Annotated in this window: 17 protein-coding genes; 6 read left to right on the top strand and 11 right to left on the bottom strand. The window is 72.9% G+C overall.

All coding sequences use genetic code 11. The features are described from left to right. Positions 1–147: 147 nt before the first annotated feature. The 3 genes from AB0J53_RS13140 to AB0J53_RS13130 all read right to left on the bottom strand — a co-directional run bounded on the left by AB0J53_RS13140 (position 148) and on the right by AB0J53_RS13130 (position 3,257). Positions 148–1,290 carry a serine hydrolase domain-containing protein gene (locus AB0J53_RS13140; RefSeq protein WP_364171651.1) on the bottom strand — a complete coding sequence of 381 codons (1,143 nt, stop codon included), beginning with the start codon at positions 1,288–1,290 and terminating at the stop codon, positions 148–150. 108 nt (positions 1,291–1,398) lie between these two features. Next, positions 1,399–2,052, bottom strand: a complete 654-nt coding sequence (locus tag AB0J53_RS13135) for a response regulator transcription factor (protein ID WP_219518151.1) — start codon at positions 2,050–2,052, stop codon at positions 1,399–1,401. Next, complete coding sequence (locus AB0J53_RS13130; protein WP_364171648.1) at positions 2,040–3,257, bottom strand: sensor domain-containing protein; 1,218 nt, start codon at positions 3,255–3,257, stop codon at positions 2,040–2,042. Before AB0J53_RS13130 ends, AB0J53_RS13135 begins: the two co-directional genes overlap by 13 nt. 188 nt (positions 3,258–3,445) lie before the next feature. Here AB0J53_RS13130 and AB0J53_RS13125 point away from each other — a divergent pair, with 188 nt between their 5' ends. From AB0J53_RS13125 to AB0J53_RS13115, 3 genes are all read left to right on the top strand, one after another. Continuing rightward, positions 3,446–4,171 (top strand): LuxR C-terminal-related transcriptional regulator, encoded by a 726-nt coding sequence (locus AB0J53_RS13125; RefSeq protein ID WP_308126214.1) that lies wholly within the window; start codon positions 3,446–3,448, stop codon positions 4,169–4,171. A 79-nt stretch (positions 4,172–4,250) separates the two neighbouring features. After that, a complete protein-coding gene (locus tag AB0J53_RS13120; RefSeq protein WP_364171646.1) occupies positions 4,251–4,778 on the top strand; it encodes a hypothetical protein in 528 nt (175 codons plus the stop codon). An 85-nt stretch (positions 4,779–4,863) separates the two neighbouring features. Further along, positions 4,864–5,325: a hypothetical protein gene (locus AB0J53_RS13115; protein WP_364171644.1), complete on the top strand. Its 462-nt coding sequence runs from the start codon at positions 4,864–4,866 to the stop codon at positions 5,323–5,325. Positions 5,326–5,377: 52 nt separating this feature from the next. Here the strand turns inward: AB0J53_RS13115 and AB0J53_RS13110 are convergent, their stop codons facing one another. The 5 genes from AB0J53_RS13110 to AB0J53_RS13090 form a co-directional block, all read right to left on the bottom strand. Further along, positions 5,378–5,659 (bottom strand): hypothetical protein, encoded by a 282-nt coding sequence (locus AB0J53_RS13110; RefSeq protein WP_219518144.1) that lies wholly within the window; start codon positions 5,657–5,659, stop codon positions 5,378–5,380. Positions 5,660–5,737: 78 nt separating this feature from the next. After that, entirely contained in the window at positions 5,738–6,724 is a 987-nt protein-coding gene (locus AB0J53_RS13105) for an aldo/keto reductase (RefSeq protein WP_364171642.1), read from the bottom strand. Positions 6,725–6,799: 75 nt separating this feature from the next. Then, on the bottom strand, positions 6,800–8,398 hold the full coding sequence (locus AB0J53_RS13100) for a peptide chain release factor 3 (protein ID WP_219518140.1): 1,599 nt from the start codon (positions 8,396–8,398) through the stop codon (positions 6,800–6,802). A 27-nt stretch (positions 8,399–8,425) separates the two neighbouring features. Further along, positions 8,426–9,886: a SulP family inorganic anion transporter gene (locus AB0J53_RS13095; protein ID WP_219518138.1), complete on the bottom strand. Its 1,461-nt coding sequence runs from the start codon at positions 9,884–9,886 to the stop codon at positions 8,426–8,428. Between the two features lie 64 nt (positions 9,887–9,950). Next, positions 9,951–10,358: a MerR family transcriptional regulator gene (locus AB0J53_RS13090; RefSeq protein ID WP_364171640.1), complete on the bottom strand. Its 408-nt coding sequence runs from the start codon at positions 10,356–10,358 to the stop codon at positions 9,951–9,953. A gap of 120 nt (positions 10,359–10,478) precedes the next feature. Between AB0J53_RS13090 and AB0J53_RS13085 the strand changes: the two genes are divergently transcribed. After that, positions 10,479–11,981: an alkaline phosphatase D family protein gene (locus tag AB0J53_RS13085; RefSeq protein ID WP_364171638.1), complete on the top strand. Its 1,503-nt coding sequence runs from the start codon at positions 10,479–10,481 to the stop codon at positions 11,979–11,981. On the opposite strand, the gene AB0J53_RS13080 is transcribed toward AB0J53_RS13085, so the two are convergent. The 3 genes from AB0J53_RS13080 to AB0J53_RS13070 form a co-directional block, all read right to left on the bottom strand. Next, complete coding sequence (locus tag AB0J53_RS13080; protein WP_364171636.1) at positions 11,920–12,441, bottom strand: hypothetical protein; 522 nt, start codon at positions 12,439–12,441, stop codon at positions 11,920–11,922. The two genes, AB0J53_RS13085 and AB0J53_RS13080, sit on opposite strands and share 62 nt — an antisense overlap. Before the next feature lie 107 nt (positions 12,442–12,548). Then, on the bottom strand, positions 12,549–13,433 hold the full coding sequence (locus AB0J53_RS13075; protein ID WP_219518132.1) for a sugar phosphate isomerase/epimerase: 885 nt from the start codon (positions 13,431–13,433) through the stop codon (positions 12,549–12,551). An 8-nt stretch (positions 13,434–13,441) separates the two neighbouring features. Next, positions 13,442–15,421, bottom strand: coding sequence for a PQQ-dependent sugar dehydrogenase (locus tag AB0J53_RS13070; RefSeq protein WP_364171634.1), 1,980 nt, complete (start codon positions 15,419–15,421; stop codon positions 13,442–13,444). A 440-nt stretch (positions 15,422–15,861) separates the two neighbouring features. Here AB0J53_RS13070 and AB0J53_RS13065 point away from each other — a divergent pair, with 440 nt between their 5' ends. Continuing rightward, positions 15,862–18,852 (top strand): BTAD domain-containing putative transcriptional regulator, encoded by a 2,991-nt coding sequence (locus AB0J53_RS13065; protein WP_364171632.1) that lies wholly within the window; start codon positions 15,862–15,864, stop codon positions 18,850–18,852. 530 nt (positions 18,853–19,382) lie between these two features. Next, the gene (locus tag AB0J53_RS13060; protein ID WP_364171630.1) at positions 19,383–20,051 is read left to right on the top strand and encodes a response regulator; all 669 of its coding nucleotides are present in this window, start codon (positions 19,383–19,385) and stop codon (positions 20,049–20,051) included. Positions 20,052–20,054: the final 3 nt, after the last annotated feature.

Raw genomic sequence — 20,054 nt, 5'->3', positions numbered from 1 at the left:
CGGCGGGCTGCGTCAACGCCCTCGTGCGGGTCGTCGGCAGCAGCCTCGCCGGGGCGGCCGGGGCGGCGGTGCTGTCAGCGGGCGGCCCCGGCTGGAGCTTTACGGTCTCCGGCCGGCCGCCCTGCTCGCCACCCTGTTCGCGGCCCTCTACCGCGTACGCCCGGCCTGAGCCGAGCAGAGCGCGGTGTCGAGCGCGGCTTCGAGGCGCTTGAGCGCGGGCATCGAGGCGGGCAGCGCGGTGACGGCGACCGTGGCCGCCCTGCCGTCCTCGGTCACGCCGTTGCTCGTCGCGTATCCAGGCGCCGAGCCGCCGTGCGACCAGGCGAAGCCGCCGCAGCTCAGCTTGAAGGTGGCGAGGCCGAGCCCGTAACGGGCCCCGCCGGCGGTGTCGAAGTCGGGCGCGGCCACCGTCTTCTTCATCTCCTTGAGCTGCGCCGGCTTGAGCAGCCTGCCGTCCATGAGCCCGAGCATGAAGCGGTTGAGGTCACCCGGGCTGCCGACGAGCTGCCCGGCGGCCCAGGCCATCGACGGGTCCATGACGCTCACGTCGGCGTACGGGTCGCCCGGCTTCGCGGCGAAGTAGCCCTTGGGGTGCGGCCCGCGGATGCGCTGCTCGCCGACGCCTGGCCAGTACGTCTTGCGCAGGCCGAGCGGCTTGATGACGCGCCGGGTGATCTCCTCGCCGATCGGCCGCCCGGTGACCTTCTGCACGATGAGCCCGGCCAGCACGTAGTTGGTGTTGCTGTAGCTCCAGCCCTTGGCCGTCTTGCCGGTCAGCGCGGCGTCGAGCAGGTCACGGGGCTCGTAGTGGGTGTGCTGGATCGCGAAGTAGTCCTTGATCAGCAGGTCGTCGTAGTCGGCCAGGCCGCTGGTGTGCTGGAGCAGCTCGCGTACCGTGATCTTCCGCCCGTCCACGCCCCTGCCCCGGACGAGCTTGGGCACGTACTTCTCGATGGGCGCGTCCAGCTCGATCCGGCCCTCGCCGACGAGCTGCAGCACGACCACGGCGGTGAACATCTTGGTGTTGCTGGCGATGCGCACCTGCCCGTCGACGGGCACCGCCGCGCCGGTCTTCAGGTCGCCCACCCCGGCCGTGTAGTCGCGGGTGCGCCCGTCGCGGTCCCGCACCGACGCGAGCGCGCCGGGGAACCCGTCGTCGGTCAGCGCGTCCAGGCTCTTCTGCACGCGGTCGGCGGACTGCGCGCCCGCCGGGACCGCGCCGAGACCGGTCAGCGCGACGACGGCGGCCGCCGCCAGGGCCAGCCGGCGGCGCACGGTGGGGTGGAACATGGACGGGCTCCCTGCTTGACGGCATGTGGTGGTGACACCGTCAAGCCTGCCGCCGGGGGCCGGGCGTGGTCGATCCCGCACGCTGGAGTCCGACGGGTACGGCAGGCCCTACCGCTCACCGTTCTCCAGGTAGTGCAGGACGGCGGCGACGCGCCGGTCGGTGCGGTCGGTGGGGGCCAGGTCGAGCTTGGCGAAGATGCTGCGGATGTGCTTGTGCACGGCTCCGTCGGTGACGACGAGCTTCTCGGCGATGGCGGCGTTGCCCAGCCCCTCGGCCATCAGGGCCAGCACGTCGCGCTCGCGCGGGCTGAGCCGTTCGAGCCGGTTGTCCGGCCGGCTGCGCGACAGGAGCTGCGCGACGACCTCCGGGTCGATGGCGGTGCCGCCCTCCGCCACCCGGCGCAGCGCGACCAGGAACTCCTGCACCCGCCCGACCCGCTCCTTGAGCAGGTAGCCGAGCCCGGCGCTGCCCTGGGCCAGCAGGTCGGTGGCGAAGGCCTGCTCCACGTACGCCGACAGCACGAGCACGGCCAGGCCGGGGCGGCGGCGCCGGGCCTCGACGGCGGCGGCGATGCCCTCGTCGGTGTGGGTGGGCGGCATGCGCACGTCGACGATGGCGACGTCCGGCCCGTGCTCGTCCACGGCGGCCAGGAACCCGGCGGGGTCCTCCGCGGTGGCCACCACGTCGAGCGACTCGGCGCGCAGCAGCAGCGCCATGCCCTCGCGCAGCAGGGGGTCGTCCTCGGCGATCACAATCCGCATGGCAGGCTCACGTCCAGGGTGGTCGGACCGCCCGGAGGGCTGGTCAGCGTGAAGGTTCCGTCGTGTGCTTCGGCCCGGCGGCGGATGCCGCCGAGCCCGGTGCCGTGGCGGTCGTCGGCGCCGCCCCGGCCGTCGTCGGTGATCCGCAGGAGCAGCAGGTCCGCCGTCCGCCGGACGGTGACGGTGGCCTGGCGGGCGCCGCTGTGCCTGGCGATGTTGGTGAGCGCCTCGGCCACGATGAAGTACGCGGTGGCCTCGACGGACGCCGCGCACCTGGCCGGGAGGTCGGCGTCGACCCGGCACGGCACCGGGCAGGCGGCGGCCAGCCCGGTCAGCGCGTCGGCCAGGCTGCGGTCCTCCAGCACCGGCGGCAGGATGCCGCGCACCACGGCGCGCAGGTCGGCGAGCGCCTGCTCGGCGGCGTCCTGGGCGCGGTCGATCACCTCACCGGCGATGGCCGGGTCGCGGTCCAGGGCGCGGCGCGCGACGCCGAGCATGACGGTGACGGCGACGATCCGGTTCTGGGTGCCGTCGTGCAGCGACCGCTCGATGCGCCGCAGCTCGGCGGCATGGGCGTCGAGCGCCGCCGCGCGGGTGGCGGTGAGCTGGGCGACGCGCAGCGCGAGGTCGGTGTCCGCGTCGGCCGCCAGCAGCCGCCGTCCCGGCCAGGCCTGGAGCCGCGCCATGCCGGGCAGCAGGAGCAGGCACAGCGCCAGCCAGCCGACGCCCAGCGCCGCCACGGCCAGGCGGCCGGGCAGGTCGTCGGCGATCCACAGCCCCATCGCCGCCCCGGCCATCTCCTCGGGCGGGAGCAGGTGCCCGTACAGGGGAAAGGCGAGGTCGCGGACGGCGCTGAACGGCAGCGTCAGCCCGGCCACGCCGAGGAACAGCCCGAGCGAGGCGTGGGTGGCGAGCCAGCAGAGCTCCCTGCGGGTGACCGGGCTGGCCAGCTCGGCGCGCAGCCCGGCCGGCGGGCTGCCGGGGCCGACGAACTCGGGCCCCAGGCGGGAGAGCCTGGCGCGTTCGCGGCCGGCGGCGCCGTGCAGCCCGCGCAGCGCGACGGGCGCCAGGAGCAGTCCCACGCCGACGGCGCAGAGCACCGCGGTCGCCGCCAGGCCCATCAGCGCGAGCAGCGCCAGCGTCGCCGTGCCGAGCCCGCCGACGAGGTGTTCGAGCGCGTCCAGGGCAGCACGGGACCGGGTCAACACGCCCCACGGTCGGGCCGTGGAGTGGGTCGGCATCCGCGCTCAGCTCCTGCCTACGAGTCAGATCACCGGTCGAGAGTACAGCCTGCCCTGTCGCCACATGTCGTATCCGGACGCTGAACACGGCGCCCCCACCGGGCCGGCTGACTCCTGCGCCGCGGCCGATATTCTCGGCGGCGGAGGATCGTGTGGAAGAGAGCGTGTCCCTGGCCCAGCTCGCGGATCGGCTGCAGGAGGTCGTGGGCGAGCTGCGCGGCATCCCCGTCGAGGTCGAGCGGCTCGACGACAGCGAGCTCGTCCGGCAGCAGATCGCGCAGGTCGCCCGCACGGCCGGGGAGCTGCGCGCGATGCACCCGGTGGGCACCGGGAGCCAGGGCCGCCAGGAGCACCTGAGCAGGCGCAGCGTGCTCGACGCGCTGCGGCAGGGCATGACGATGCGCACGATCGTCCACGCGAGCGTGCTGGACGACCCGCGCAAGGCGGCCCGCATCCGGGAGCTGCACGCGGCCGGCGACCTGCACCGGGTGGTCGACGAGCCGCTGCAGCAGTTGCTGATCTTCGACCGTTCGGTGGCGTTCGTCCGGATCACGCCCGTCGCCTACTCGCCCGGCGCGCTGGCGATCAGGCAGCAGGGCCTGATCGCCACCCTGATCGACCTGTTCGAGCGGACGTGGTCCCGGGCCAGGGAGGTCACCGAGCCGTCGCACCGGCTGACCCCGCGCGAGCGCGAGGTGCTGGCGCTGATCGCCGAGGGGCGCTCCAACAGCGCCGTGGCCCGCGCGCTGTCGATCACCGAGGCGGCCGTGGGCAAGCACGTGGCCAGTGTGTTCGCCAAGCTGGAGCTGCCCGCCTCCGAGGACGACAACCGGCGGGTGCTCGCCGTGCTGGCCTATCTGCGCGGGGCGGTCAGGTAGGGCCAGGCCTACCCCGTTCTCGCCCCAGGCCCCGTGTGCGCGGCGTCCGGCGTCCAGTTGGATGAGCGGCATGCAGCGTATGACTGGATTACTGGTGGGCGCGGTGTTCGGCGCGGTCTTCGTCGTCGTCAACGCGCAGAGCCCGCTCAGCACGCCGGCCGTGACCGTCCTGCGGGTCGTCGCCTGCCTGGCCGCCGCGGCCGTCCTCGTGCTGTGGCTCGCGACCGCGCGGAGGGAGGGCCGTGACGGCGGCGGGCAGCGCCCCATGTTCGGCCGGGGCTACCTGGTCGTCGTGCTCGCCGAGGCGATCCTGCTCTTCGGCGGGCTGCGGGTGCTGGCCGCCCTGGAGCGCCCGGTGGAGACGAACGTGGCCTGGATCGCGTTCGTGGTCGGCGTGCACTTCGTCGCGCTGGCGCCGATCTGGAAGGACTGGAGCATCGCGGCCCCCGGGGCGGCCCTGACGCTGCTCGGGGTCGCCGGTCTCGTGATGGCCGCGACGGCGGCGGTGACGTGGGTGCCGCTGGTCAGCGGCGTGCTGTCGGGTGTGGTGCTCCTGGCCGGCAGCCTCACCTTCGCCTGGCGCGGGCGGCGGGCCGTCCCGGCGTGACTCCCCCGCACTCCCCCGTGCAGGGGAGCGCGTTCACTCGCGGGCGGGAGTCCCCGCAGGCCGCCCCGGGCGCATGCTGGGCGTCATGGAACGACATCAGGTGCGCTGGCCCGCCTGGGTGATGGCGGTGCTGTTCCTCGGCTACGCCGCGGGCAAGGCCGTCTACGCCGCGCAGGGCCGGCTCGGGTTCCCCGGCGGCCCGGCGGTGCCTCCGGGCGAGTACGAGCGCTACACCAGTGAGGTCATGGACGTGACCACCGCCCAGTGGGCCGCGGTCGCGACCGGGGTGCTGGCGGCGGCGCTCGTCCTGCTGACCGTGACGCGGGTGGGCCGCCGGGTACCACGGCCGCTGATGCTGGCCGTGCTCGGCTGCGCGCTGCTGGGCGTCGGCGCCGGGGCGGCGATCGTCGCGGCGGACGGGTTCATCGGCCTCGGCGTGGGCTGGCAGTGGTATCACGGCGTCGCCATGCTCGCCGTGACGGCGCTGCTGGCGGCCACGGCCTGGTCCTACGCGCGGGCGACCAGGCGAGGACCGTCCAGGCGATGACCGTCCAGGGACCGCCGGGGAGGGCCGGGACCTCCCCGGTGGCGAGCCTGGCTTACGCCTGCCGGCGGTGCAGCCCGACCAGGTGACCGTTGTGCCGGATCCGGGCCGCGTCGTAGGGACACGACGGGCGGTTCACGTACGTCTCGGCGATGTTGTCGGCTTCGACCCGGTCGATGCCCCAGCCGATCGTGTGCCAGTACGGGCGGCCGTCCTCAGCGGTCGTGTCGAGGACGGCGATCTCGAAGAGTTGCCTGGCGGGCGGGGGCGTGCAGCGAACGTGAGCAGATGTTTCCTCGTGCGCGTCACGCGTGGCCCGGCTGCCCCGCTGGTCCATCTGGATCTCCCTCCGCTCAAGTGATCCGATCCGGAGATCCATGCCCCGTCACGGGGCCGATCACTCGCGCCGGGCGGATCAGTGGACCGAATCGAGGCGCTCGCGCTGGTCAGTGGTCAGTTCCAGATTCACCGCGCCCAGGTTCTCCTCCAGCTGGGCGAGCGAGGAGGCGCCGGCGAGCGGGATCACCGGGAAGCGGTGGCCGATCTGCCAGGCGAGCACGACCTGGTTGACGCTCGCCCCGGTCTCCTCGGCCACCTGGCGCAGCACGGCGAGCCGGGCCGGGGTGCCGGGGTGGTCGTAGTCCGGCGGGACGGGCTTGTCCTGCCGGGTGTAGGCGCCGCCGAGCAGCGGCGAATAGGCGACGAGCGTCAGGCCGGGCTCCGCGCGCAGGTAGCTGAGCAGCTCGGCGCCGGCGTGCCCGAGGCTGCCGTCCTCGAAGATGGACTCGGGCATGTCGAAGCGGGGCCGCAGGTGGCTGTGCTGATACTGCAGCACCTCGTACCCGGCGAGCCCGGCGGAGGCGGCCAGGGCGCGGGCCCGCTCCACCCGCCAGATCGCGTGGTTGCTGGCCCCGAGCAGTCCGACCGTGCCCTCGGCCACCAGCTCGCCGAAGCCCTCGACGGTCTCCCGCAGCGGCACCGTCCGGTCCTCGATGTGGGCGTAGAGCAGGTCGATGCGCTCGACGCCGAGCCGTTCGCGGCTGCGTTCCGCCGACTCGCGGATCGTCTTGGCGGACAGGCCCTCGGCGTTGCCGACGTAGCTGGTGCCGGGCGCGAGCGGGCGCGCGCCGAGCTTGGTGGCGATCACGATCTCCGAGCCGACGCCGCGGCTGCGCCGCCAGCGGCCCAGCAGCTCCTCGCTCTGCCCGCCCTGGCCGCCGTCGGCCCAGAACGCGTAGTTGTTCGAGGTGTCGATGAACGTGCCGCCCGCCTCGACGTAGCGGTCGAGGATCGCGTACGAGGTCCTCTCGTCGATCGTCGACCCGAACATCATCGCGCCGAGCGCCAGCACGCTCACGTCACGGCGGGTCGCGGGGTCGGTGCCGATCGTCCGGTGCTTCATGATCTCTCTCCAGTCCGGGCCGCCAGAACTGGGCCCGGTCAGGAGTGTGCGTGCTGGAGCGAACTCCAGGTCAAGTCAGAATCCGGCTTCGTGGGCGGTGTCGGCGATCAGGGCGTGCAACGTGATGCCCGGGTGGTCGGCCTTGATCGAGCGCATCCGCCACCGGTCGGAGAACAGCGCGAGCAGCGCCTGGTCGTGGCTGCGGACCAGCACCTCGGCGCCGCGCTGGCGGGCCAGCAGCTCGGCCGACTCGGCGTCGGTGCGACGGGCCAGCGTGTAGTCGAGCCGGTCGAGGCTGATCTCCGCGCCGAACTCGGCGGACAGCCGGTGCTGGACGACCTCGAACTGCATCGGCCCGACCGCCGCGAGCACCGGCGCCTGGTCGCCGCGCAGGTCGGAGCGGAGCACCTGGATGACGCCCTCGCCGTCGAGCTGGTCGATGCCGCGCCGGAACTGCTTGGCCTTGCTGGAGTCGCGGGCCCGTACGACGGCGAAGTGCTCGGGCGCGAAGCTGGGGATCGGCGGGAAGGTCACCGGCGCGCCCTCGTAGAGGGTGTCGCCGGGCCGCAGCGCGGTGGCGTTGACCAGGCCGACGACGTCGCCGGGGAAGGCCTCGTCCATGGTGGTGCGGTCCTGGCCGAAGACGCTCTGGGCGTACTTGGTGGCGAACGGGCGGCCGGTGGCGGCGTGGGTGAGCACCATGCCGCGCTCGAACCGGCCCGAGCACACGCGGACGAACGCGATCCGGTCGCGGTGGGCGCGGTCCATGTTGGCCTGGACCTTGAACACCAGCCCGGAGAACGGCTGGTCGATCGCCCGCGCGACGCCGTCGACGTCGGGCCGGGGCGCGGGGGCGGGGGCCAGCTCGACCAGCACGTCCAGCAGGCGGCCGATGCCGAAGTTGGGCAGCGCGGCGCCGAACAGCACCGGCGTGGACTCGTGCGCCTCGAACGCCTTCTGGTCGTGGTCGGCACCGATCGCGTCGAGCAGCGCGGTCTCCTCGCTCGCCTGCTGCCAGTCGCCGCCCAGCTCGGCGTCCGCCTGGTCGGGGGTGAGCTCGGTCTCCAGCGCCTTGGTGGCGCCGCCGGGGGTGCGCTCGTAGCGGACGGCGCTGCCGCGCAGCCTGTCGATCACCCCGTGGAAGTTGCCGGGCAGCCCGATGGGCCAGGTGACGGGCGTGGGCCGCAGCCCGGTGCGCTCCTCGATCTCGTCGAGCAGCTCCAGCGCCTGGCGGCCGGGCCGGTCCCACTTGTTGACGAAGGTGATGACCGGGATGCGGCGGTGGCGGCAGACCTCGAACAGCTTCATGGTCTGCGGCTCCATGCCCTTGGCCGCGTCGATCAGCATGACCGCGCAGTCGACGGCGGCCAGCACCCGGTAGGTGTCCTCGGAGAAGTCGGCGTGGCCGGGGGTGTCAACCAGGTTGAACACGTGGCCCCGGTAGTCGAAGCGCAGCGCGGCCGAGGTGATGGAGATGCCCCGGGCGCGCTCGATCTCCATCCAGTCGGAGGTGACGCCGCGCCGCCCCGCCTTGCCGTGCACGGACCCGGCCTGGGTGATCGCCGACGCGTGGAGCGCCAGCGCCTCGGTCATGGTCGACTTACCGGCGTCCGGATGGCTGATGACGGCGAACGTCCGGCGTCGCGCGGCCTCGTGGGCGACGTCATCCCGCATGGTCCCTACCTTAACGTGAGAGTATGGTCAGTGGCTGACGGTGAGCGTGTCGTGGAGCTCGGCGCTCGGCTCGTTGAGGCCGACGACGGTGACCTTCTTACCGCGTGCCGCGTACTTGGCCCGCACCGCGTCCAGCGCCGCCACCGACGAAGCGTCCCAGATGTGGGCGTCGGTGAGGTCGATGACCACGTCGTCCGGGTCGGTGGCGTAGGCGAAGCGGTGGACGAGGTCGTTGCTGGAGGCGAAGAACAGCTCGCCGGTGACCGCGTAGACGACCTGGTGGCCGTCGGGGTCGAGGCAGGCGGTGACGTCCGCCAGGCGGGCGACGCGGCGGGCGAAGACGACGAGGGCGGCCAGGCTGCCGACGACCACGCCGACGGCCAGGTTGTGGGTGGCCACGACGACGGCGACGGTGATCACCATGACGCCGGTCTCGCCCCACGGCATCCGCCGGAGCGTGCCGGGCGCGATCGAGTGCCAGTCGAACGTGCCGACCGAGACCAGGATCATGACGGCGACCAGGGCGGCCATCGGGATCTGCGACACCCACGGCCCGAAGACGACGCACAGCGCCATCAGGAAGACGCCGGCGGAGAAGGTGGACAGCCGGGTGCGGGCGCCGTTCTTCACGTTGATCATCGTCTGGCCGATCATCGCGCAGCCGCCCATGCCGCCGAAGAACCCGGTGACGATGTTGGCGACGCCCTGGCCGATGGACTCGCGGGTCTTGCCGGAGCGCGTGTCGGTGATCTCGTCGACGAGCTTGGCCGTCATCAGCGACTCCATCAGCCCGACCAGGGCGAACGCGAGCGCGTACGGGGCGATGAGGGTCAGGGTGTCCAGCGTGAAGGGCACGTCGGGCAGGCCGGGGACGGGCAGCGACGACGGCAGCGCGCCCTTGTCGCCCACGGTGGGCACGGCCAGCCCGGCGCCCAGCGTGATCGCGGTCAGAATGGCGATCGACACCAGCGGCGCGGGCACCGCCCTGGTGATGCGCGGGAAGAGCACCATGAGCGCCAGCCCGCCGGCGACCAGCGGGTAGACCACCCACGGGACGCCGGTGAGCTCGGGCACCTGGGCCATGAAGATCAGGATGGCCAGCGCGTTGACGAAGCCGACCATCACGCTGCGCGGCACGAACCGCATCAGCCTGGCCACGCCCAGCGCGCCCAGCGCCACCTGGAAGACGCCGCCCACGATGACCGTCGCCACCAGGTAGCCGAGCCCGTGCTCCCGGGCCAGCGGCGCGACGACCAGCGCGATCGCCCCGGTGGCGGCCGAGATCATGGCGGGCCGGCCGCCCACGACGGAGATCACCACGGCCATGGTGAACGAGGCGAACAGCCCGATGCTGGGGTCGACGCCCGCGATGATCGAGAACGAGATCGCCTCAGGGATCAGCGCCAGCGCCACCACCAGCCCGGACAGCAGCTCGGTGCGCAGCACGCGGGGCGTCAGGCGCCGCAGCGCCGGAAGGGGAGAAGGCAAGGAGCGTCCAACCGGAAAGAGGTAAGCAAACGTTTCAAACTACCCTGACGTAAGGGTTGGATCCTCAGGGCGGCGGGGTGAGAAGCGTCATACGGGACGCGCCCAGCCGCTGGCGCCGCAGTTGCTCGCCGAACTCCCTGGCCATGGCGAGCTGGTCGCGCAGCTTGTCGGCCCGGACCGCGACCGCGCGCTCGAACATCTGCAGCCGCGCCACCAGCGACGGGTCGTCGTCGCCGACGGCCAGCCGGTCGGTGATCTCCAGCAGGTCGCGCATCTCGTCCAGGCTGAACCCGAGCGGCTTCATCCGCTTGACCAGGGCCAGCCGGCCGATGTCGGTCTCACTGTAGAGGCGGAAGCCGCCGGGCGTGCGCTCGGGCACCACCAGGCCGACCTCCTCGTAGTGGCGGATCGTGCGCAGGGACAGCCCGAGCCGCTCGGCGACCTCGCCGATCTGCACCAGCCCGTCCGGCATCCGCCCTCCGCCCCTTGCCAGAATCTCCTGTTACGTTAGCTTAACCCGCCGCCGGAGTAGTGACCTCGGCCGCACTCTCGGCATACCGAGAGATTGCCGCCCGCACGCGATCATCGTCGTGTGTTGGACAGACGGTCGTTCCTCGCCCTGGGGCTGTCGCCGGTCCTGCCGCCGTACCGAGCCCCCGCCGACCCGTTCACGCTGGGCGTGGCCAGCGGGGAACCGGCCCCCGACGGGTTCGTGCTGTGGACGCGCCTGGCGCCGCAGCCGCTGGCCGAGGACGGGCTCGGCGGCATGCCGGCCGCGCCGGTCGACGTCCGCTGGGAGGTGGCCACCGATCCGCGCTGCGCCAAGGTGATCCGGCGCGGCGTCCAGCGGGCCGTCCCCGAATGGGCGCACAGCGTGCACGTGGAGGTGACCGGGCTGCGGCCCGGGCGGCCGTACTGGTACCGGTTCAAGGCGGGGCAGCACCTGTCGCCCATCGGCCGCGCCCGCACCGCGCCCGCGCCCGGCACGCTGCCCGGGGCGCTGCGCCTGGCCGTCGCCTCGTGCGCCAACTACCAGCACGGCCACTTCACCGCGTACGCCCGCATGGCCGCCGAGAGCCCGGACCTCATCCTGCACCTGGGCGACTATCTGTACGAGAACGAGGCCGAGCCCGGCGCGTACGTGCGCGACCACGAGGGGCCGGAGCCGACCACGCTGGCGGGCTACCGGCGGCGGCACGCGCTCTACAAGACCGACCCGGACCTGCGGGCGGCCCACGCCGCCGCGCCCTGGGTGGCGATCATGGACGACCACGAGGTGGACAACAACTGGACGAACCTGATCCCGCCCGAGCGCCGCGCCGCCGCGTTCCGCGCCTACTACGAGCACCTGCCGCTGCGCGCGAGCGCCCGGCCCGGCGGGCCCGCGATGCAGCTCTACCGGCGGCTGCGCTGGGGGCGGCTGGCCACCTTCCACCTGCTGGACACCCGCCAGCACCGCGACCGGCACCCGTGCGGCCACGGCTTCACCGCCTGCGCCACGCCGCTGCCGCCCGGCCACACGCTGATCGGGCTGGACCAGGAGAACTGGCTGCTGGACGGCTTCCGTACCTCCAGAGCCCGCTGGGACCTGGTCGCCCAGCAGGTGTTCTTCGGCCGCCGCGACCGTGACCCCGGCCCCGGCGAGGTGCTGCGGCGCGACGCCTGGGACGGCTACACCGCCTCGCGCACCCGCGTCACCGGCGGCTGGGTGAGCGCCGGCGTCCGCAACGCGGTCGTGCTCACCGGCGACGTGCACGCGCACTGGGCCGGCAACCTGGTGCTCGACTACGACGACCCCGAGGCCGAGCCGGTCGGCGCGGAGTTCGCGGTCACGTCGGTGTCCAGCGGCGGCGACGGCCGCGACCCGGAACCGGGCGGCGACCCGCTGCTCGACGGCAACCCGCACCTGCGCTTCCACCGGCGCCGGCGCGGCTACCTCGCGGTGCGGATCACACCCGGCGAGCTCACCGCCGACTTCAAGATCCTGCCGTACGTGAGCGCGCCGGGGGCCGAGGCGGTGACGGCCGCCGCGTTCACCGTGCGCGACGGCCTTCCGGGGCTGGCTGACCCCGGTGCCGCCGGATCGTCGAGATGATCAGGAGCAGCAGCGCGCTCTGGGCCAGCATGCCCGGGGCTAGCGGCGGGGCGTTCCCGACGGACTTGGTCAACGCGTACCACCACTGGGTGAGCGGGGAGAGCGAGCCCCAGGCGGGGTCGAACGCGCCCATGCCGTGGTTGACGGAGACGTGCGTGAAGACGCCGTAGAGCGAGGCGAGCAGCACGACCGCCGCCAGCACGCGCACCACGGTCAGCACGCGCGGGGAGTCGCGCCCGGCCAGCAGCGCCAGCGCGGTCCCGAGCAGCAGCAGCGCCGCCCACGGGATGAGCTGGACCGGGCTGCCCCAGTGCCGTTCGGCGGCGAGCTCGAAGGCGGCGCCGCCGATGCCGATCGCGACCAGGCCGAGCAGGGCGAGGCGGAGCGCTCCCGGGCCGGTCCTGGCGGGCGGTGCGGCGGTCTTCGCGGAGTCCAGGGTCTGGTGCGAGGGGTCGGTCACGGGACAAGACTCCCCCGTGAGCCTCAGAAGACGCTCAGCGAAAGGTGAAGATTTGGTGAGAATTCAACTAGTTGGGCCCGGCCCCCCTCGGGCCGGGCCCGCCGCCGCTAGTAGCGGATCTCCCGCAGGTAGCGGTATCCGACCTCGGCCGTCTGCCGGGGCGTGACGTCCGGGGTGTCGTTCTCGACGATGTACTCCTTCACCCGGTGCGCGTCGAGGATGCGCCGGAAGTCGATCGTCCCGGTGCCCAGGTCGGCCATGTCACCGTCCAGGTGCCGGTCCTTGACGTGGAACTGGAGCACCCGCTGCGGCGCCCGCCTGATCACGTCGAGCGTGAACCGCACCGGGTCGGCGACGCCGCGCCCGACACCGCCGGTGACCGCCCAGTAGAGGTCGAGCTCCAGGTGGACCAGCCGGGGGTCGAGCTCGGCGGTGAGCACGTCCCACGGCGTCCGGCCGCCGCCCAGGTCCGTGGTGAACTCGTGGGCGTGGTTGTGGTAGCCGTACCGGATGCCCGCCGACCTGGCGACCTCGGCCTCCACGTTCATCCGCTCGGCCCACGCCTTCCACTGGTCCTCGCTGGAGGAGCTCAGGTACGGCACGACCAGGTACGACTGGCCGAGCGTCACCGCGTTCTCGATCTTGGTGTGCAGCGCGGCGTCGTCGGCGCTGATGCCGTCGTGGCTGGACGTGGAGCGGATGCCCAGCCCGTCGAGGAACTGACGCAACTGCGCGGCCGTCCTGCCGAAGTAGCCCAGCGCCAGCTCCACCTTCGGATAGCCGATCTCCGCCAGGTAGGCCAGCGTCGCGTCGTAGTCACGCGACAGGTCGTCGCGGACCGTCCAGAGCTGGATGCTGATCAGCCCCGGCGGGACGCGATGCCCCCGGGAGCCCGCCGACGCGGCGGCCGGGCCTGCCGCGAAGGCCGCAGCCCCCGCGCCGAGGCCCGCGGCGAGCAGCGCGCGCCTGCTCGGGCCGTAGCCGTAACACATGGGATCTCCTAACTGGTCGGCTGGAGGACGACCTGGTGGCTGCCGGTCAGCGGCGGGAGCCCGCCGGTGCCGGGGTCGGTGTAACTGGCGACGAAGACGCCGGTGAGCTCGTCGGTCTCCGGGTCGTGCCCGCCCGGCTCCGTCGTCTGGATGGAGCCCGTGCAGCCCCGGGCCGTGGTCTGCGGATGGCCGTGGTCGTCGTGGCCGAGGATGTAGTTCACGGTCACGTTCGCGCAGTCGACCGGCTGGTCGTCCGTCACCCGCACCTCGAACTCGACCACGTCGCCGAACGAGAACGAGTCCCCCGCCGCCGGGCGCACCAGCTCGACGACCGGAGCGGCGTTGCCGATCACGATCCGCACCGACGTGGCCGCCGACATCCCGCCGCCGTCGGTGACCCTCAGCGTCGCGTTGTAGAGGCCGTTCTCGGTGAAGGTGTACGTCGCCTCGGGCCGCCGGGAGTCGACCCGGCCGTCGGCGTCGAAGTCCCACGCGTAACGCAGCCGGTCGCCGTCCGGGTCCGTGGTGCCCTCGCTGGTGAACGTGACCGTGAGCGGCGCGTGCCCGTCGGTCGCCGACGCCTTCGCGACCGGGATCGGCGAGTGGTTGCCCCGGTGGCCGATGTAGTCGAAGCGCGACAGCTGGGCGTCCGGGTTCTCCCGGAAGTAGCCGTCGCCGTACTCCAGCACGTAGAGCGCGCCGTCAGGGCCGAACTCCAGGTCCATCGGGTTGTCGAACACCAGCGACGGCAGCACGTCCTCGATCCGCCCGTCGCCGTGGAACGCCTTGACGTAGTCGCGGGTCCACTCGTAGAAGAGCGGGACGCCGTCGTAGTACTCGGGCCAGGCCACCGGCGCGCGGCCCTGCGTGTCACGCGGGTCGAAGTCGTACGCCGGTCCCGCCATCGGGCCGATGCCGCCGGTGCCCAGCTCCGGGAACTCCCGCGACGCGCCGTAGGAGTACCACACCTGCGGCTGGACCACCGGCGGCAGCGCCCGTGCCCCGGTGTTGTGCGGCGAGTCGTTCACCGGCGCCGCGCAGTCGAACGCCGCCCCGGACGTGCCCGTCCCGAAGTCGAAGTCCACGTACGGCAGCCGCGCCGTCGCGCAGTACGGCCAGCCGTAGTTGCCCGGCTCGCGGATGACCGCCCACTTGCCGGTCCCCGACGGGCCGCGCGCCGGGTCGGCCTCCCTCGCGTCCGGCGAGTAGTCGGCCACGTACAGGTCCCCGCTGTCCCGGTCCAGCTCGATGCGGAACGGGTTGCGCAGGCCCATCGCGTAGATCTCCGGCCTGGTGCCCGGCGTCCCCGGCGCGAACAGGTTCCCCTCCGGGATCGCGTACGAGCCGTCGTCCCCGACCTTGATCCGCAGCACCTTGCCGCGCAGGTCGTTCGTGTTGCCGGAGCTGCGCTGCGCGTCGAACGCCGGATTGCGGTCGGCCCGCTCGTCGATCGGGGTGAAGCCGTCGGAGAAGAACGGGTTCGTGTCGTCGCCGGTCGACAGGTACAGGTTGCCGTCCGCGTCGAAGACGATGTCGCCGCCGACATGGCAGCAGATGCCCCGGTCCACCGGCACGTCCAGGATCTTCTGCTCGGTGGACAGGTCGATGCTCGCGCGGCCGAACCGGAACCTCGACAGCCGGATCAGCCCCTCGAACGGCGCGAAGTCCGCCGGCGTCCCGGTGAACGGGGCGTCGCCCTCGTTCACGTCCGGCGTCGCCGGGTCGTCCACCGGCGTGTCGAGCGGCGGCGAGTAGTACAGGTAGACCCAGTCGTCCTTCTTCGAGCCCTTGCCGAAGCCGGGGCTCAGCGCGATGCTCTGCAGCCCCTCCTCGTCGTGCTGGTAGACGTCCAGCCGGGCGGCGAGCGTGTTCAGCCCGGTCTTCGGGTCGTGCAGCCAGACCTCGCCGGTCCGGGTGGTGTGCAGGACCCTGGAGTCCGGTAAGACCGCCAGGTCGACGGGCTCGCCGGGGCTGTCGTTGAGCGTCACCTTCTGGAACTGGTCATCGGGCGGCGGCGCTTGGGCGCTTCTGCTGTCTGCAGTCGGGCTGCTTCCGGCGGCCTGGGCGCTTTCTACGGCCTGAGTGCTTCCTACGGCCTGAGTGCTTCCTACGGCCTGAGTGCTTCCTACGGTCTGAGTGCTTCCTACGGTCTGAGTGCTTCCTACGGCCTGGGTGCTTCCTGCGGCCTGGGCGACGGTGGCCGGCATGAGGATCGCCGCAGCAGACACGGCCGCGATCGCGGTTCTCACTCTCATGCCTCTCCCTTCGGTCGACGTGGAGGGATAAGAGGGAGCAAATATCGTGAATGTAACCGCGTTATGCCGATCGGGGAGGACCTAATTACCGGCAAACGCGCTACTTTCGCGGCCTATCGGACAAAGTGCAGCGCCGATTTGCCCCCATCCGGCGCGCAGGATGAGATGACCCGGTGATTTTCCGCATCCTCGGTCCCGTCACGATCGAGCCGGGCGACGCCGCCCGCCAGGCCGGGGCGATCAAACAGCGCACGGTGCTGGCCGCGCTCGTCGCCGACGCCGGACGGCTCGTCACCGTGGAAACCCTCATCGACCGGGTGTGGGGCGAGGCGCCGCCGACCTCCGTCCGCAGCTCTCTCTACGCGTACGTGACCCGCCTGCGCGCCCTGCTCGCCGGCATCGAGGACGTCTCACTCGTCCGCAGCCCCGGCGGCTACACGCTGCACGTCCCGCCCGGCCAGATCGACGCCGGCCACGCCCGCGCCCTCGCCGAACGGGCCGCCCGCGCCGGCGACGAGGAGCGGGCCGAACTCCTCGGCGAGGCCCTGAGCCTGTGGCGCGGCGTCGCCCTGACCGGCATCACCGGCGAATGGGCCGAACGCTACCGCCAGAACCTCGAACAGCAGCGGATCGCGATCGCCGCCGACTGGGCCGAGAGCGCGCTGCGCCTGGGCAGGAGCGGCGAGGTCATCGCCACGCTGACGCCGCTCCTCGTCGAGCACCCGCTCGCCGAACGCCTGATCGGCCAGCACCTGCGCGCCCTCCACCACAGCGGCCGGCACGCCGAAGCCCTCGCCGCCTACGCCGCCGCGAGCGAGCGCATCCGCGACAAGCTCGGCGTCGACCCCAGCCCCTGGCTGCGCGAGGTGCACGCCGGCCTGCTCCGCCAGGACACCGCGCCCCGAGGCGGCCCGCCGCCCGGCCGCCTCTCCCAGCTCCCGCCCGACATCACCGACTTCACCGGCGCCTCCGCCGGGCTCGCCCGCGTCCTGGCCGCCGCCGAAGGCGCCCAGCGGCCCGGCACCGCGCTGCCGATCGTCTTCATCTCCGGGCGCAGCGGCGTCGGCAAGTCCACGCTCGCCGTCCGCGCCGCCCACCTGCTGCAGGAACGCTATCCCGACGGCCAGCTCCACATCGCCCTGCGCGGCGCCCAGGCCAGGCCCGTCACCCCCGCCGAAGCGCTCGACCGGCTGCTGCGCCTGCTCCGCGTCGAAGGCCACGACGAGAGCCTGCCTCTCGACGACAAGATCGAGCTCTACCGGCTGGCGCTCGCCTCCCGGCGCGTCCTCGTCGTCCTCGACGACGCCGCCGACACCGCGCAGATCCGCCCCCTCCTGCCCGGCAGCGCCACCTGCGCCGTGCTCGTGACCAGCCGCCGCCGCCCCGACGGGCTGCCCGGCGCCACCGTCGTCGAACTCGCCGAGATGACCGAGCCCGAATCGCTCGACCTGCTCCGCGCCATCGTCGGCCCCGAACGCGTCGCCGCCGAACCCGACGCCGCCCGCACCCTCGTCGCCCAGTGCGACCGGCTCCCCCTCGCCATCCGCGTCGTCGGCGCCCGGCTGCAACGCAAACCGCACTGGTCGCTGGCCCGCCTCGTGCACCGGCTGGACGACGAACGCCGCCGCCTCGACGAGCTGTCCATCGGCGACCTCGGCGTACGCGCCGGCATCAGCGCGAGCTGCGCCGAGGTCGGCGCCCCCGCCCTGCGCGCCTTCTGCCTCCTCGGCTACTTCGACCCGCCCGACTTCGACCTCCTCATCGCCGCCTCCTTACTCGACCTCGGCCCGGAGGCGACCGAGGAGATCGTCGAAGAGCTCATCGACGCGCGCCTCGTCGAGCCCCTGCCCACCGGCGACGGCCGCACCCGCTACCGGATGCACGACCTCGTCCGCCTGTACGCCAAGGAACGGGCCGCCGCCACCATGCCCGAACCCGACCTGCACGCCGCCGTCACCCGGGCCCTGGAGAAGATGCTCGCCCTCTGCGAAGGGCTCACCCAGCAGCTCCCCATCGCGCTGCCCCGCCTCGGCCACACCGCGCCCGGCCCTCCCTGCGACGACGCCGCCCACTGGTTCCCCACCGCCGAATCGGCGCTCATCGTCGCCGTCGAACGCGCCGCCGAACTCGGCCTCGACACCCTCGCCTGCGCCCTCGCCGACACGCTCATCTTCACCTCCTTCGGCGGCTCCAACCGCTTCGCCGGCTGGAGCCGCACCCACACCGCCGCCCTCGCCGCCGCCCGCGCCCAAGGCAACCGCCGCGCCGAAGCCGTCGTCGAATGCGGCCTCGGCCAGCTCGCCTACAACGGCGACGACTTCGACGAGGCCGAACGCCACTTCCGCGCCGCCCTCCGCCTCTTCCGCGCCGAAGCCGACGAACGCGGCATCGCCGTCGCCCTCAACGGCCTCGGCACCGTCCACCGCGAGGTCGGCGAACACCACACCGCCCTCCCCCTCATGCAACAGGCACTCGCCGCCCTCACCGCGCTCGGCGACGAGGAGGGCCTCGCCCACGCCCTCTACGGCATCGGCTTCTCCAACCGCGAACTCGGCCACGACGCCCAGGCCGTCACCAGCCTCCGCGACGCCCTCACCCGCTACCGCGCCCTCGGCCACCGCCGCGGCGAAGCCCTCGCCCTGCGCGGCATCGGCCTCGTCCACCGGGCCCGCGGCGAACTCGACGACGCCGAACGCCTCTGCTCCCAGGCCCACCGGATCATCCTCGACACCGGCGACGAAGTCCTCACCAACTACACCTCCCAGGCGCTGGCCAAGGTCTGGATCCGCCAGAACCGCCTCGCCGAGGCCGAACCGCCGCTCCGCGCCGTCGTCGCCTCCACCGCCCGCTTCCACGACCGCGTCGGCACCGGCCTCGGCCTGCGCACCCTCGGCGAACTCAGCCTGGCCGCCCGCCGGCCCCGCGAAGCCCTCTCCTGGCTCGGCCGCGCCCTCGAAACCTGGGACGAACTACGCCACCTGCTCTGGCGGGGCCGCACCCTGCGCGACGTCGGCGCCGCCCACGCCCTGCTCGGCGATCACACCCGCGCCGAACGCGCCTGGCGCGAAGCCGCCGACCTCTTCGCCCGCTTCCCCACCCGCGACGCCGCCGAACTCCCCACCTGGCGCACCCACTGGCTCAACCCCCCACCTCACAAGCCGTAGCCCCTCCGCCCCCTGCCCGCACGTACCCCCTCGCCATCCCGCCCGCTACGGCCCCGCCCACCCACCGCTGGACCTGGATCAGCCCTCTCACGAGACCAACCCGCTCCTCGCTGGACCCCCTCCTCGCTGGACCCTGCCGCTCGCTGGACCCTGCTCCTCGCTGGACTTCACGGGACCCCCTTACGGGACCCCACCCCCCTCACGGAACCCGACACCCTCACGGAGGTGACCCTCCTCACGGGAGCCGGCCTCACACCCCGGACCCGACCCCCCTCACGGGGATCAGCCCTTCCTCGCTGGACCAGCCACTCCCACTGGACCAGCCCTCCTCACTCGGTCGCCCTCACCGGACCAGCCCCACCCCCACCTCCCCCGGATACTCGGGTCGTCGGCGAACATGAGGGAGTGACACCGAAGCCCAGGACAGCAGCAAGTGCACCCCGCATGACCGGACAGGCCACTCCCGCCACCCCTGTCCCACCCCGCGGTCAGAAGGCCGTGACGATGCACGTACACCCTGAGGAGCAGGCGTGAAGGTCCTGGTGGTCGATGACGAACCGCAGATCCTGCGGGCCCTGCGCATCAACCTGCACGCCCGCGACTACGAGGTGGCCACCGCCCCGGACGGCGCCACGGCGTTGCGCCGGGCCGCCGACTGGCACCCCGACCTGGTGCTGCTCGACCTGGGCCTGCCCGACATCGACGGCGTGGACGTCATCCACGGCCTGCGCGGCTGGACGAGCCTGCCGATCCTGGTGCTGTCGGGCCGCGCCGACAACCTGGACAAGATCGAAGCCCTGGACGCCGGGGCCGACGACTACGTGACCAAGCCGTTCGACCTGGAGGAGCTGTTCGCCCGCATCCGCGCGGTCACCCGCCGCACCGGCGGCCACGGGACGGAACCGGCCCAGGTGCGGATCGGCGACCACGTGGTGGACCTCGCAGGCAAGACCATCACCGGCGGCGTACGGCTGACCCCGACCGAATGGCACATGCTGGAACTGCTGGCCCGCAACCCCGGCAAACTGGTCAGCCAGCGGCAACTGCTCACCGAAGTCTGGGGCAGCAGCGCCGTCAAGGAATCGCACTACCTGCGCCAGTACATGGCCCAACTGCGCAAGAAGCTGGAACGCGACCCCGCCCACCCCGTACACCTGATCACCGAACCCGGCATGGGCTACCGCCTCAACCTCGACTAACCC

This window comes from Nonomuraea sp. NPDC049725, assembly GCF_040674795.1.
In the GTDB taxonomy this organism is placed as follows: domain Bacteria; phylum Actinomycetota; class Actinomycetes; order Streptosporangiales; family Streptosporangiaceae; genus Nonomuraea; species Nonomuraea ceibae.
The sequence above is the reverse complement of the archived record's forward strand: the minus strand, read 5'-3'. Positions and strand labels throughout refer to the sequence as shown.

Bases quoted from the DNA above. Each gene is read 5' to 3' on its own strand.
- AB0J53_RS13140 (WP_364171651.1), bottom strand. From the start codon at position 1,290: ATGTTCCACCCCACCGTGCGCCGCCGGCTGGCCCTGGCGGCGGCCGCC.
- AB0J53_RS13135 (WP_219518151.1), bottom strand. From the start codon at position 2,052: ATGCGGATTGTGATCGCCGAGGACGACCCCCTGCTGCGCGAGGGCATG.
- AB0J53_RS13120 (WP_364171646.1), top strand. From the start codon at position 4,251: ATGACTGGATTACTGGTGGGCGCGGTGTTCGGCGCGGTCTTCGTCGTC.
- AB0J53_RS13115 (WP_364171644.1), top strand. From the start codon at position 4,864: ATGGAACGACATCAGGTGCGCTGGCCCGCCTGGGTGATGGCGGTGCTG.
- AB0J53_RS13110 (WP_219518144.1), bottom strand. From the start codon at position 5,659: ATGGACCAGCGGGGCAGCCGGGCCACGCGTGACGCGCACGAGGAAACA.
- AB0J53_RS13105 (WP_364171642.1), bottom strand. From the start codon at position 6,724: ATGAAGCACCGGACGATCGGCACCGACCCCGCGACCCGCCGTGACGTG.
- AB0J53_RS13100 (WP_219518140.1), bottom strand. From the start codon at position 8,398: ATGCGGGATGACGTCGCCCACGAGGCCGCGCGACGCCGGACGTTCGCC.
- AB0J53_RS13090 (WP_364171640.1), bottom strand. From the start codon at position 10,358: ATGCCGGACGGGCTGGTGCAGATCGGCGAGGTCGCCGAGCGGCTCGGG.
- AB0J53_RS13075 (WP_219518132.1), bottom strand. From the start codon at position 13,433: ATGTGTTACGGCTACGGCCCGAGCAGGCGCGCGCTGCTCGCCGCGGGC.